Annotated in this window: 11 protein-coding genes; 5 read left to right on the top strand and 6 right to left on the bottom strand. The window is 64.4% G+C overall.

What is annotated here, in order from left to right; genetic code table 11:
- The first annotated feature begins 69 nt into the window (after positions 1-69).
- Together HK353_RS05785 and HK353_RS05790 are read left to right on the top strand one after the other, a co-directional pair.
- Complete coding sequence (locus HK353_RS05785) at positions 70-1,179, top strand: winged helix DNA-binding domain-containing protein (protein WP_173153734.1); 1,110 nt, start codon at positions 70-72, stop codon at positions 1,177-1,179.
- 35 nt (positions 1,180-1,214) lie between these two features.
- Positions 1,215-2,228: a diacylglycerol/lipid kinase family protein gene (locus tag HK353_RS05790; protein WP_173153737.1), complete on the top strand. Its 1,014-nt coding sequence runs from the start codon at positions 1,215-1,217 to the stop codon at positions 2,226-2,228.
- Here the strand turns inward: HK353_RS05790 and HK353_RS05795 are convergent.
- From HK353_RS05795 to pdxS, 3 genes are read right to left on the bottom strand one after another with little or no spacing between them, the layout of a single operon-like run.
- Entirely contained in the window at positions 2,211-3,812 is a 1,602-nt protein-coding gene (locus HK353_RS05795) for a helicase HerA-like domain-containing protein (protein ID WP_173153740.1), read from the bottom strand. The genes HK353_RS05790 and HK353_RS05795 overlap by 18 nt on opposite strands.
- 10 nt (positions 3,813-3,822) lie before the next feature.
- On the bottom strand, positions 3,823-4,404 hold the full coding sequence (gene pdxT / locus HK353_RS05800; RefSeq protein WP_342589828.1) for a pyridoxal 5'-phosphate synthase glutaminase subunit PdxT: 582 nt from the start codon (positions 4,402-4,404) through the stop codon (positions 3,823-3,825).
- The gene (gene pdxS / locus HK353_RS05805; protein WP_139466913.1) at positions 4,401-5,282 is read right to left on the bottom strand and encodes a pyridoxal 5'-phosphate synthase lyase subunit PdxS; all 882 of its coding nucleotides are present in this window, start codon (positions 5,280-5,282) and stop codon (positions 4,401-4,403) included. Before pdxS ends, pdxT begins: the two co-directional genes overlap by 4 nt.
- 218 nt (positions 5,283-5,500) lie before the next feature.
- Here pdxS and pdxR point away from each other — a divergent pair, with 218 nt between their 5' ends.
- Both pdxR and HK353_RS05815 read left to right on the top strand, forming a co-directional pair.
- Complete coding sequence (gene pdxR, locus HK353_RS05810; protein ID WP_173153743.1) at positions 5,501-6,895, top strand: MocR-like pyridoxine biosynthesis transcription factor PdxR; 1,395 nt, start codon at positions 5,501-5,503, stop codon at positions 6,893-6,895.
- Complete coding sequence (locus HK353_RS05815) at positions 6,892-7,281, top strand: hypothetical protein (RefSeq protein WP_173153746.1); 390 nt, start codon at positions 6,892-6,894, stop codon at positions 7,279-7,281. The genes pdxR and HK353_RS05815 overlap by 4 nt, the downstream gene beginning before the upstream one ends.
- A gap of 183 nt (positions 7,282-7,464) precedes the next feature.
- On the opposite strand, the gene HK353_RS05820 is transcribed toward HK353_RS05815, so the two are convergent.
- From HK353_RS05820 to HK353_RS05830, 3 genes are all read right to left on the bottom strand, one after another.
- Positions 7,465-8,109 carry a 4'-phosphopantetheinyl transferase family protein gene (locus HK353_RS05820; RefSeq protein WP_173153749.1) on the bottom strand — a complete coding sequence of 215 codons (645 nt, stop codon included), beginning with the start codon at positions 8,107-8,109 and terminating at the stop codon, positions 7,465-7,467.
- A 3-nt stretch (positions 8,110-8,112) separates the two neighbouring features.
- Complete coding sequence (locus HK353_RS05825; RefSeq protein ID WP_173153752.1) at positions 8,113-8,571, bottom strand: LapA family protein; 459 nt, start codon at positions 8,569-8,571, stop codon at positions 8,113-8,115.
- Between the two features lie 102 nt (positions 8,572-8,673).
- The gene (locus HK353_RS05830; RefSeq protein ID WP_173153755.1) at positions 8,674-10,902 is read right to left on the bottom strand and encodes an NADP-dependent isocitrate dehydrogenase; all 2,229 of its coding nucleotides are present in this window, start codon (positions 10,900-10,902) and stop codon (positions 8,674-8,676) included.
- A 157-nt stretch (positions 10,903-11,059) separates the two neighbouring features.
- On the opposite strand from HK353_RS05830, the gene HK353_RS05835 reads away from it, so the two are divergent.
- Positions 11,060-11,701: a thymidine kinase gene (locus tag HK353_RS05835; RefSeq protein ID WP_173153758.1), complete on the top strand. Its 642-nt coding sequence runs from the start codon at positions 11,060-11,062 to the stop codon at positions 11,699-11,701.
- The last annotated feature ends 30 nt before the right edge of the window (positions 11,702-11,731 follow it).

Consider the following 11,731-nt stretch of genomic DNA (forward strand, 5'->3'; position numbering starts at 1 on the left):
CAGTCTGCGAACCCAATGCTGTCGCCTTTTCACAACCGCCGTGTCACCGGCGTGCACTACCGTTGGAACATGGACGCTCATCAGATCTCGGCAGCCCGTCTGATCTCGCAGGGACTCATCGGACCTCCACCCGAGTCACCGACAGGAGCCGACCTCTCAACCGCCGGCGCAGTCGTCGAGCATCTCGGTTGTGTCCAAGCTCAAGCTCTCGGCGGTGCACTGGTCTCCATCGCCCTGCGCTTAGGACCGGATTTCACTGACGGTGTGGCCGCGGTCCGTGCCGCCATCGATTCCGGAGAGATCGTGCGTTCCTGGACCCAGCGCGGCACCATCCATCTGACCACGGCCAAGGACATCGGGTGGATCCTCGGCCTCACCGGGGCACGGATCATGAAATCCACGGCCAAGCGGCGCGAGTATTTCGGCATCACCGAGGCGATGCTCGATACTGCAGCGGAACTCGCCACAGCGGCCATCCGGGACCGGGGACCGCTGACGCGCGAAGAGCTGCTCGAAGCGTTCGCTCCCATCGGTGCCGGAGACGAATACGGCCACGCCCGTTACCTCATCACGTCCCTGGCGCTGCAGAACATCATCGTCCAAGCCCCCTTGATCGAGGGCAAAGATGACATGAAATACGTGCTCACCGCCGATTGGGTGCCCACACCTACAGACCTGGACGCCGAGGCGGCCGACCGCGAATGGATGAGACGCTTCGTCACCAGCCACGGACCGGTCACAGTCGATGACGCGACACGGTGGACTGGACTGCCGAAGACGAGAATGAGAAAGGCCATCCAGGCCGGAATCGATGCCGGAGAGATCGTGAGCACCGACATCGACGGTACCGACTACGTTCTCGCCCCGGATCTGGAGGACCGACTGGCCGAATGGGAGACGGCGGCGCAGGAGACCATGCTGCTGCCGGGATTCGACGAGATCATCCTCGGGTACAAGGACCGCAGCGCCACACTCGACCCTGCGAATGAGAAACTCGTTGTGCCCGGAGGCAACGGAATGTTCAAGAACACGGTGGTGACCGGCACCCGTGCACGCGCGACCTGGAAACGATCACCCCGCAAGACCGGTCCGCGAGTCAGCGTCGACACCTTCCCAGGGGAGAGAGTTGACCTGGCGGCCATTGAGTCGGTGAGTGCAACCCACCCGGCCTTCGTCTGAGCACGCAGAGACGACCGACGGTGGACGATCGCCATATGCCACTCGAACAGGTGTCCGGCCGGGTGGATGAGGACGACCGCCCGGCATCGCCGGCGGGCCGAGTTGCCGTCGGGATCGTCCTCAATCCCAAACATCCGGAGACCCTGCGATCGTATGCCGAGCTCGTGCCGGAACTGCGCAATGCCGGCGCGCGCTACCGAAGCATGACCACCAGCGTCGACCGTTCCGGTCGCTGGCAGGCCGAACAGCTCGTCAAATGGGGCGCCGACATCGTCATCATCCTCGGTGGCGACGGCACCATTCGAGCGACAGCGCCGGTACTCGCCGAGGCGGACATCCTGACGTTTCTCGTCCCGACCGGAACCGCGAACGTGCTCAGCCGCCATATCGGCCTCCGATCCTCCCGGCACGCCATTGACTATTGCAAGCGCACGATCGCATCGATCATCCGTGACGGCTATCCGCCGAACCTTTGGAACGTTCCGATCAATACTGCGGAGTACCAGACGGCCGACGGCGCTCGACATCGCACCGAGTTCATCGGTCTCGCAGGAATCGGGGGAGACGCCCGGGCCGTCGCCCACCACCGTGCCTCGCTCGGGCTGCTCGGCTACGCCAGGGGAGCCGCGCAGGCCCTCTTCGCCGCAGATTTCGCCGCGAGCTCGGGAGGCACAGCAAGCACAGGGGAGCGAACCGCCTCGACACCGGTATGGTCGGTGATGGCGTCGAAGGTGGCCCGTCCTGCAGGACCCATCGCCGTGTTCCCCGAAGCGCACATCGATGCTCCGGCCTTCTCCGTGCTCACCGTCGGCCCGTTTCCGCACTCACCCATGGCGCGGTGCCGAGCATGGGCCGGAATCGCCGCGGCATGCCTTCAGGGCAGACCGGATGTCCACCCGCTCATGAACTATCGCCGTACGACCGAGACGAGGGTCACCGTCGAATCTCCGGTACCAGCACAACTCGACGGAGACCTCATCGGCGACTGCCTGGAGCTGCGGGTGAGCGCCGGTGAGAAGACACTGCGGGTATCAGCGCCGGCGTCGTGAGGTGCCGAAGATTCCGCGTGCGATCTCGCGTGCCGCGGTCCTAGTGAACTGCTTGAACGCCGAGGACTTCACGACCTGGGACAACAGGTTCTCGTCGTCCTTCTTCGCCGACTTCTTCCCGGAGCCGCCGGACTCCTCCGGGAAATCGATCTTGTCCGCTGAAGCGTCGCGACCCTGACTCTCGGCGGGCGCATCGGCAGGAGCTGACTTCCGTTCCTCGGCGTGAGCTTCTGACCCGCCTTCGAGGCGCTTGGTGAGGATCTCGCGGGCAGATTCGTTGTCGATCGCGGTCCCGTACTTCTCATGCTGGGGCGACTTCGCCACAGCCGCTTTGATCTCGTCCTCGCTCATCGGCCCCATCTTCGACTCCGGGGCACGCATTCGCGTCGGTGCCACCGGGGTCGGAGCACCATCGGGGTCCATGACGGTGACCACGGCTTCGCCGATGCCGAGCGAGGTGAGCAGCTCTTCGAGGTCGTAGTCGGACTTCGGGAAGGTCTGCACGGTCGCTTTGAGCGCCTTCGCGTCGTTGGGTGTATGTGCCCGCAGCTGGTGCTGAATGCGCGAACCCAACTGTGCGAGCACATCTTCGGGAACATCCTTCGGCGTCTGAGTGACGAAGAAGATGCCGACGCCCTTCGAGCGGATGAGCCGCACGGTCTGCGTCACCGACTGGAGGAAGGCCTTCGACGCGCCGGCGAAGAGCAGGTGGGCTTCGTCGAAGAAGAACACAAGCGAGGGCTTGTCCGGGTCGCCGACCTCCGGCAGGTCCTGGAACAGGTCGGCCAGCAGCCACATGAGGAACGTGGAGAACAGGGCCGGCGACTGACTGAGTTTCTGCAGTTCGAGCACAGAGACGATTCCGGCACCGTTGTCGTCGGTGCGCAGCAGATCAGCGGTGTCGAATTCCGGTTCGCCGAAGAACACGTCGCCGCCCTGGGCAGCGAGTTCGGAGATCTTGCGCAGGATGACGCCGACGGTGGCCTTCGACGCCCCGCCGATGCCTTCGAGATCGGCCTTTCCTTCGTCAGAAGTGAGGAAGGTGAGGACGGCCTTGAGGTCGGAGAGGTCGAGCAGCGCCAACCCTGCCTGATCGGCATAGTGGAAGACCAGAGAGAGGACGGATTCCTGAGTGTCGTTGAGTTCGAGCACCTTTGCCAGCAGAATCGGCCCGAACGAGGTCACCGTCGCTCGCAGGGGAGTGCCGAGCCCCGAATCACCGAGAGTGTAGAACTCGGTCGGATTGGACCGCGACTGCCAGTCCTGACCGGCGGCATCGAGGCGCTTGCGCAGCTTGTCGGATTCGACGCCGGCAGCGCCGATGCCCGAGAGATCGCCCTTGATGTCCGAAGCGAACACCGGCACTCCGGCCCGTGACAGCTGCTCGGCGAGCACCTGCAGGGTCACGGTCTTACCGGTACCCGTGGCACCGGCGACGAGGCCATGCCGATTGAGCATGGACAACGGGATGGAGATCGGGGTCTCCTTCGAGGGTTCTTCACCGTTCAGGGCGACCCCAAGATCGAGTGTCTCGCCGTCGAAGGTGTATCCGTCTTTGAGTGTCTGCAACGCCTGCTCAGTCATGAGTCAATCTTTACACAGCGGCACCGAGGTGGTGGAGGAATTCTGCATGGATTCGTCCGTCGGTGCCCAATTCCGGGTGGAAGCTGGCACCCCAGACCGAGCCCTGCCGGACGAGGACGGGCACGTCGTCGTGACGGGAGAGTACCTCGGTGTCGGGTCCGAGCTCGAGGATCTGCGGGGCACGAATGAATGTGCCCTCGACCGGTTCGTCCAGTCCGCGTACGGTCAGCGGGGCGGTGAAGGACTCGCGCTGTCGACCGTAGGCGTTGCGGGCCACAGTGACATCGAGCCCGCCGAGGCGGTCGTACCCACCCAGCGAATCGTCGCTGAGCCGGTCGGCCAGGAGAATGAGTCCGGCACAGGTGCCGAAGACCGGCAGACCGCCGGCCATGCGTTCGCGCAGAGTCGCGAAGAGATCCGTGCCGGAGGCGATGCGCACCATGGCTGTGGACTCACCGCCGGGCAGAACGAGCGCATCGAGGTCCGCGAGGTGTTTTGATCTGGTGACTTTGAGGGTGTCGACCCCCAGGGAGCCGAGCATGAGCAGGTGCTCACGGAAGGCTCCCTGGAGGGCGAGGACGCCGACTCTCACCAGCCGCGCTCGGCCAGGCGGTGCGGTGCGGGGACGTCGGCGACGTTGATGCCGACCATCGCATCGCCGAGTCCGCGGGATGCCTCGGCCACGGCCTGCGGGTCATCGAAGTGCGTGGTCGCCTCGACGATGGCTTTCGCGCGGGCCTCCGGGTTGCCGGACTTGAAGATGCCGGAACCGACGAAGACACCGTCGGCACCGAGCTGCATCATCATCGCTGCGTCTGCCGGGGTGGCAATGCCGCCGGCGACGAAGGTCACGACGGGCAGACGGCCGAGGCTGGCGACCTGCTTGACCAGGTGGTACGGGGCGGCGATCTCCTTGGCCGCGACGTAGAGCTCGTCTTCGCTCTTCGCTCCCAGCGCACGGATCTCGGAGTTGATGGTCCGCAGGTGGCGCATCGCCTCGGAGACGTCGCCGGTTCCTGCCTCGCCTTTCGAGCGGATCATCGACGCGCCCTCCTGGATCCGGCGCAGAGCCTCACCGAGGTTGGTCGCACCACAGACGAACGGCACCTTGAAGACGGACTTGTCGATGTGGTTGACGTAGTCGGCGGGGGAGAGGACCTCTGATTCGTCGATGTAGTCGACACCGAGGGTCTCGAGGATCTGGGCCTCGACGAAATGGCCGATGCGGGCCTTAGCCATCACCGGGATGGACACGGCGCTGATGATCGAGTCGATGAGGTCGGGGTCGCTCATCCGGGCGACTCCACCCTGCGCGCGGATGTCGGCGGGGACGCGTTCGAGGGCCATGACTGCGGAAGCGCCGGCCGCCTCGGCGATGCGTGCCTGCTCTTCGTTGACGACGTCCATGATGACGCCGCCCTTGAGCATCTGAGCCAGTCCGGTGTTGAGCAGGGTCTGTGTTTCGGTCATTGTGGTGTAGATCCATTCACTGTCGCGGAGTCGATCCGGGTCGCCACGGGGAACAGAACAGAGGGATCTCTGTCTGCTGCCGGAGGTCGGAGGGATCGTGGTTCTTCGGGGTGAACGGCCGTTCCCGACCAGCCTAAGCCGATGAGTGGCTCATTGAGAGAGCCAGTAGTATGCAAGTATTTTAGGCCAGATGATCGTGATCGCTCTATGATCGACTGATGGTCACGAAGTCACAGAACGGCACTCAGGCCGAGGGCATCGCTCTGCCGGTGAACGTCGACAAGGGGCTGTCGACTCCACTGCCGGATCAGCTCACTCAGGAGCTGCGTCGTCTGATCGCGGACGGGACTCTGCGCCCGGGGGATGCTGTGCCCTCGAGCCGTCGGTTGGCCAAGCATCTTGGAATCTCTCGCGGCAGTGTGGAGACAGCGTATGCGCAGCTCGCTGTGGAGGGGTTCCTCATCGCCGCCGAACGATCGGCCACGCGGATCAATCCCGACCTGCCCGCCGCCTCGACGACGGTGCGTCCCAAGCACCGAGTTCCGGACTCGCCGAGGCGGCGTCTGCGCAACTATGTCGACCTGCGCCCGGGGTTCGGCGGTGACGATCCCCTGCGCGAGCCGGCCTTTCGGCGGGCCTGGAGAGAATCACTCGACCTCGACCCGGGTCCGATCGATCCCTTGGGCCAGCCCCGAGCCCGGTGGGCGATCGCCGACTATCTGCGACTGACTCGTGGGATGGCCGTCGACCCCGACGAGATCATCCTCACCAGCGGGTCTCGCGATGGTCTGCGACTGCTGCTGAGCCTCGGCGTCTCCGGATCCATCGCGGTGGAGAATCCCGGTTTCCCGGGTCTGCGCCAGGCGATGACCGACCAACACCTCGTGCCCCTGGACTTGGTCGGCTCCTCGCCGGCACGGGCCGATGTGGCTGCGGCCGTCGTGACACCGAATCACCAGTTCCCGCACGGAACACCGATGCCGGTCGACCAGCGTGCCCGCCTGCTGGACTGGGCAGCTCGAGGAAACGTCCTCATCGTCGAGGACGACTACGACAGTGAGGCCCGCTTCACCCGCACAGTGCTGCCGACCCTCTTCGACCTCGCATCATCCACCGGCAGCAGCGCTCAGGTCGTCCACATCGGCACCTTCTCCGCTCTGCTGACCTCGGCCGTATCGACCGGATACGTCATCGCTCGCGGACCGATCTCGGAGGAGCTCATGAGCCTGCGCGCGGCACTCGGACCGGCGTACTCTCCGATCCTGCAGATGGCCATCGCCTCCTACCTCGGCTCCGGTGGGCTGCGTCGTCGCATCTCCCGGGGACGGCGGCGACTCCGGGCCGCCGAGGAGGTCGTGTCCGAGATCGGCCCGATCCCCGGTCTCGTCCACGAGGGACGCACCCTCGTCATCGAAACGTCTCAGACCCAGGCCGCAAGGCTCCTGCGGGAGCTGGCCGAGCGCGGCATCCTCGTCGCCTCGTTGGCTCGCGGCTGGACCGGTGGTGACGAGATTCGACACGGTCTGGTCATCGCCCATTCGAACGTCGAGGCCCCTGTGCTGCGAGAGGCACTGGGAGAGGTGAAGACCCTGTTGAGTAGGATTCAGTCATGAGGAATTCCGGATTTGCAGTCGACGGCATCATCAAGCTGCTGCTGGCCGTGGTCGGCTTCATCTTCATCGGCGGGCTCGAGGACTTCTTCCTCGCCCCACGCTGGTTGGTCGTCACCGCACTGGTGCTTCTCTTCCTCAGCGCCGCCACCCAGATCTCCTATGCCGTGACCAAGGGGGAGAAGCGCTATCTGAAGTTCCCGATGGTCTTCGACGCGCTCCTCATCGTCGCGGTCGTCGTCGGCCTCATCCTCGCCGCTGCGAGCAACCCTGCTGGCGCATGGATCCTCTTCGGGTTGGTCGGAGTGGGCTCGCTGGGTATCGCCGTGGTCTTCACGACCGGTGAGAACGGCCCGTCCTTCAGCGAAGACGAGCCGCAGAGTTCCTGACCGCTCCCGCACGCGGCTTTCCACCGATCAAGCGTTCCCGCACGGCGTTCTCCATCGATCAAGCACTTCCGCAAGCCGCTTTCCGCCGATCAAGCGTTGCCACACATTCGTGGACGTCTACGGGTACATATCCGCGGCAGCGCTTGATCGGCGGGGAATTCTCGCTGTGGTGCGACGGGACGCTCAGCGGTTGAAGGCGATGGCCGCGATATGGCCGTCGGGAATACCGGTCTCGAGATCGTGGATGTCGACATCAGGATGCGGTGAGTTCGGTTCCGGCCCGGCGCCGATGTAGTCGAGACCCGGATCGCGAGCCAGGCCCGTGCTCAATGCCTTGAGGAAAGCTTCGGTGCGTGCCCACACACGGACGAAGCCGGCAGCGAAGTCATCATCGGGAAGCGCTTCGAGCTCCGCCCGTTCCCTCTCATGGAGCAGCTGCATCGCCTCGAGCGCGACCTCCCTTTCGGGGATCGCCTCGATGTCGAGCCCGACCGGATTGTCGGAGACAGCGACGAGGACGAGGCGACGAGACCTGGACACCGAGAACTCGCACTCGTCGTGACGCGGTTTGCCCGCCGAATCGAGACGGATCTCGATGGCAGCGGGATCCTGATCCAGATGGGCCCCGAGCACATGGCGGAGGACGACACGGCCCGCAGACCAGGTGGCGGCCGCCTCGGCGTCGAATTCCTTCGCATAGTTGCGTTCCTGCTCGGTGAGCACGGAACCGTCATCCCGCGCCCAGGCCGCTTCGGCCGAGGTATCGGCGAGGATGAGAGTGACGGGCAGTTCGGTGGGCAGTTCGGTGAAGCTGGGGTGGTGCGCCATCGATCAGCGGCCCAGGGCCTTGTTGATCTTCTTCAGCTTGCGGCCCAGCACGAAGATCCGCACCGAACCGATGATTCCGGCGATGAGGATGCCGCCGATCGCAGCGAAGAGCATCGCCACGCCCAGGGGCAGTTCGAACTGCCAGCCGAAGTACTTGAACTCGGCCGGGACATTGTTCTGCAGAATGAAGATGAGCAGCAGGACGACGATGACGGCCCCGAGAATGAGGGAGCCCCACATTCCCGCCGACATTCCGGATCCGGCCTTCGTCGACGGCAGTTCACCGGTGTGTCCCGACGGTGGCTGAGTCTGCTCATGCCTCTCCTGCGGGGACATCTCTCGGGTCTTGTCCACCGCAGCGGTCTCGCCCGTCGCGGGAGTATCGCTGCCGAGGACTGAATCGGTTTCGGCCAGGAGCTCTTCGGGCGTCTGCGAATCGCCACGCGGGTCTTGAGTACTCATGCGCCCCATCATAACTGCTGATGGGGCGCATAAGGCAGGTTTGCAGAAAGAGTCCCGGCAGCGGCTGCCGGGACTCTTTCCTAAGCGTTGTCGATCAGTTGATCAGACGGTCTTGCTCAGCGAGGAGATGATCTCATTGAGCGTGGCCGAAGGGCGCATGACGGCTTCGGTCTTCGCGTCGTTCGGGTAGTAGTAGCCACCCAGGTCGACCGGGCTGCCCTGAACCTCGAGGAGCTCGGTCACGATGGCGTCCTCCTTCTCAGCCAGTGCCTTCGCCACGGGGGAGATGGCCTCGGCCAGAGCTTCGTCCGCGGTCTGCTCGGCCAGCTGCTGCGCCCAGTACAGAGTGAGGTAGAAGTGGCTGCCGCGGTTGTCGATCTCGCCGACCTTGCGCGACGGCGACTTGTTCTCTTCGAGGAACTTGCCGGTCGCGGCGTCGAGGGTGTCGGCCAGCACGCCGGCCCGCTCGTTTCCGTGGACGTTGAACTCGTGACGGAAGGACTCTGCCAGAGCGAGGAACTCACCGAGGGAGTCCCAGCGCAGGTGGTTCTCCTCGACGAGCTGCTCGACGTGCTTCGGAGCCGAGCCGCCGGCACCGGTCTCGAACAGTCCGCCGCCCGCGATGAGGGGAACGACGGAGAGCATCTTCGCCGAGGTGCCGAGCTCGAGGATCGGGAACAGGTCGGTGTTGTAGTCGCGGAGGACGTTGCCGGTCACCGAGATGGTGTCCTTGCCCTCACGGATGCGGTCGATGGAGAACTGAGTGGCCTCCACCGGGTTCATGATGCGGATGTCCAGACCCTCGGTGTCGTGGTCCTTGAGGTATTCCTCGACCTTCGACATGATGTTGCGGTCGTGGGCGCGGGTCTCGTCGAGCCAGAACACGGCCGGAGTCTCGGACAGGCGGGCACGGGTGACGGCGAGCTTGACCCAGTCGCGGACGGGGATGTCCTTCGTCTGGCAAGCACGCCAGATGTCACCGGCAGCGACCTCGTGGCTCATGAGCACATCGCCGGCTGAGTTGACGACCTCGACGGTTCCGGCCTCCGGGATCTCGAAGGTCTTGTCGTGGCTGCCGTACTCTTCGGCCTTCTGCGCCATGAGACCGACGTTGGGCACGGTGCCCATGGTCCGCGGGTCGAAGGCGCCCTTGGCCTGGCAGTCCTCGATTACGGTCTGGTAGACGCCGGCATAGGAGGAGTCGGGGATGACGGCCAGGGTGTCCTGGGTCTGGTCATCCTTGTTCCACATCTTGCCGCCGACGCGGATCATCGCCGGCATCGAGGCATCGACGATGACGTCGGAGGGCACGTGGAGGTTCGTGATGCCCTTGTGCGAGTTGACCATGGCCAGGTCGGGCCCGTCGGCCAGACCCTTCTCGATTCCGGCTTTGACTCCGGCAGCTGCGTCGGCAGGCAGGGTGTCGAGCCCGGCGAGAATGGCGGCCAGTCCGTTGTCGGAGGTCAGTCCCGCCTCGGCGAGGACGTCACCGTACTCGGCGAAGACGTCGGGGAAGAAAGCTTCGATGACCTTGCCGAAGAGGATGGGGTCGGAGACCTTCATCATCGTGGCCTTGAGGTGGACGGAGAAGAGGACGCCGTCGGCCTTGGCCGCGGCGATCTGGTCCTTGACGAATTCGTCGAGGGCGGCGGCGTTCATCTTCGTCGAATCGACGATCTCGCCGGCCAGGACGGGCAGGGACTCCTTGAGGACCTTCGTCTCTCCCGCAGCGGTGCGCAGGCGGATCGACAGGGTGTCATCGGCCTCGATGATCACAGACTTCTCGTTGTCGCGGAAGTCGTCTGCGCCCATCGTGGCGACGCGGGTCTTCGAGTCCTTGGACCATTCGCCCATCGAATGCGGGTGGGCCTTGGCGAAGTTCTTCACTGCCTGCGGAGCGCGACGGTCGGAGTTGCCCTCACGCAGCACCGGGTTGACGGCCGAACCCTTGACCTTGTCGTAGCGTGCCCGAACGTCCTTCTCCTCATCGGTCGAAGGCTCTTCCGGGTAGGCGGGCAGGTCGTAGCCCTGGGACTGCAGTTCGGTGATCGTCGCCTTCAGCTGCGGGACGGAAGCCGAGATGTTGGGAAGCTTGATGATGTTGGCATCGGGGGTCTTGGCGAGATCGCCCAGCTCCGCGAGTGCGTCGCCGACCTGCTGGTCTTCAGGCAGACGGTCGTTGAACTGGGCCAGCACGCGTGCGGCGAGAGAGATGTCTCTGGTCTCAACCTCGACACCGGCCGACGTGGCGAAGGCTTCGATGATCGGCTTGAGCGAATACGTCGCCAGAAGCGGCGCTTCATCCGTGCGCGTGTAAATGATTTTAGCCATAGTTAAGGACCACTCCGCATCTTCTTGGGGTTTATCGCCCTCCATCCTACCTTCTGGGCCATTTCGGTAGGCGGCCGCGGCCGATGATGGTGCTCACATCCCCAGGTGGCACCCGGTAGTCTTCTGTGTCGGCACGGACAACAGAAAGAGGACGACAGTGGCCAAACTCTACTTCCGGTACGGGGCGATGAATTCCGGCAAGTCGACCGCTCTTCTGCAAGCGGCCTTCAACTACGAGGAACGCGGCCAGCGCGTTCTGCTGGCCAAGCCGCTGATCGACACCAAAGGCGCATCGCAGATCGTGTCCCGATTGGGCGTCACCCGTGAGGTCGACTTCGTCATCCCCGCCGACGGTGACGTGGAGCGGATCTATGCCGAACATGCCGACTACGTCGACCACGATGCCCTCATCGAATCCATCGACGCCCCGAAGATCCCGGTCGCGTGCCTGCTCATCGACGAAGCGCAGTTCCTCAGCCCCGTCCAAGTGGATTCGCTCATGCGGATCGCCACCACCGCCTCGGTGCCGGTGATGTGCTACGGAATCCGCACAGACTTCCAGACGAAGGCATTCCCCGGTTCAGCGCGACTGCTCGAGATCGCCCACACCCTCGAGGAACTCAAGACGATCTGCCGCTGCGGCCGCAAGGCGATGTTCAACGGCCGCCTTGTCGACGGAGCGTTCATCTTCGACGGCGATCAGGTTGCCATCGACGGCAATTCCGTGACCTATGAGTCACTGTGCCCGAGCTGTTATCTCGAGTACTCCGGCGGTAGGCTGTCAACGACAGACTCCTGACCGATCCCGACACAGCTTCCCCGTCGAATC

It is taken from the genome of Brevibacterium permense, from assembly GCF_013280495.1.
Taxonomy (GTDB): Bacteria; Actinomycetota; Actinomycetes; order Actinomycetales; family Brevibacteriaceae; genus Brevibacterium; species Brevibacterium permense.

Bases quoted from the DNA above. Each gene is read 5' to 3' on its own strand.
- HK353_RS05785 (WP_173153734.1), top strand. From the start codon at position 70: ATGGACGCTCATCAGATCTCGGCAGCCCGTCTGATCTCGCAGGGACTC.
- HK353_RS05790 (WP_173153737.1), top strand. From the start codon at position 1,215: ATGCCACTCGAACAGGTGTCCGGCCGGGTGGATGAGGACGACCGCCCG.
- HK353_RS05795 (WP_173153740.1), bottom strand. From the start codon at position 3,812: ATGACTGAGCAGGCGTTGCAGACACTCAAAGACGGATACACCTTCGAC.
- pdxS (WP_139466913.1), bottom strand. From the start codon at position 5,282: ATGACCGAAACACAGACCCTGCTCAACACCGGACTGGCTCAGATGCTC.
- pdxR (WP_173153743.1), top strand. From the start codon at position 5,501: ATGGTCACGAAGTCACAGAACGGCACTCAGGCCGAGGGCATCGCTCTG.
- HK353_RS05815 (WP_173153746.1), top strand. From the start codon at position 6,892: ATGAGGAATTCCGGATTTGCAGTCGACGGCATCATCAAGCTGCTGCTG.
- HK353_RS05820 (WP_173153749.1), bottom strand. From the start codon at position 8,109: ATGGCGCACCACCCCAGCTTCACCGAACTGCCCACCGAACTGCCCGTC.
- HK353_RS05825 (WP_173153752.1), bottom strand. From the start codon at position 8,571: ATGAGTACTCAAGACCCGCGTGGCGATTCGCAGACGCCCGAAGAGCTC.
- HK353_RS05830 (WP_173153755.1), bottom strand. From the start codon at position 10,902: ATGGCTAAAATCATTTACACGCGCACGGATGAAGCGCCGCTTCTGGCG.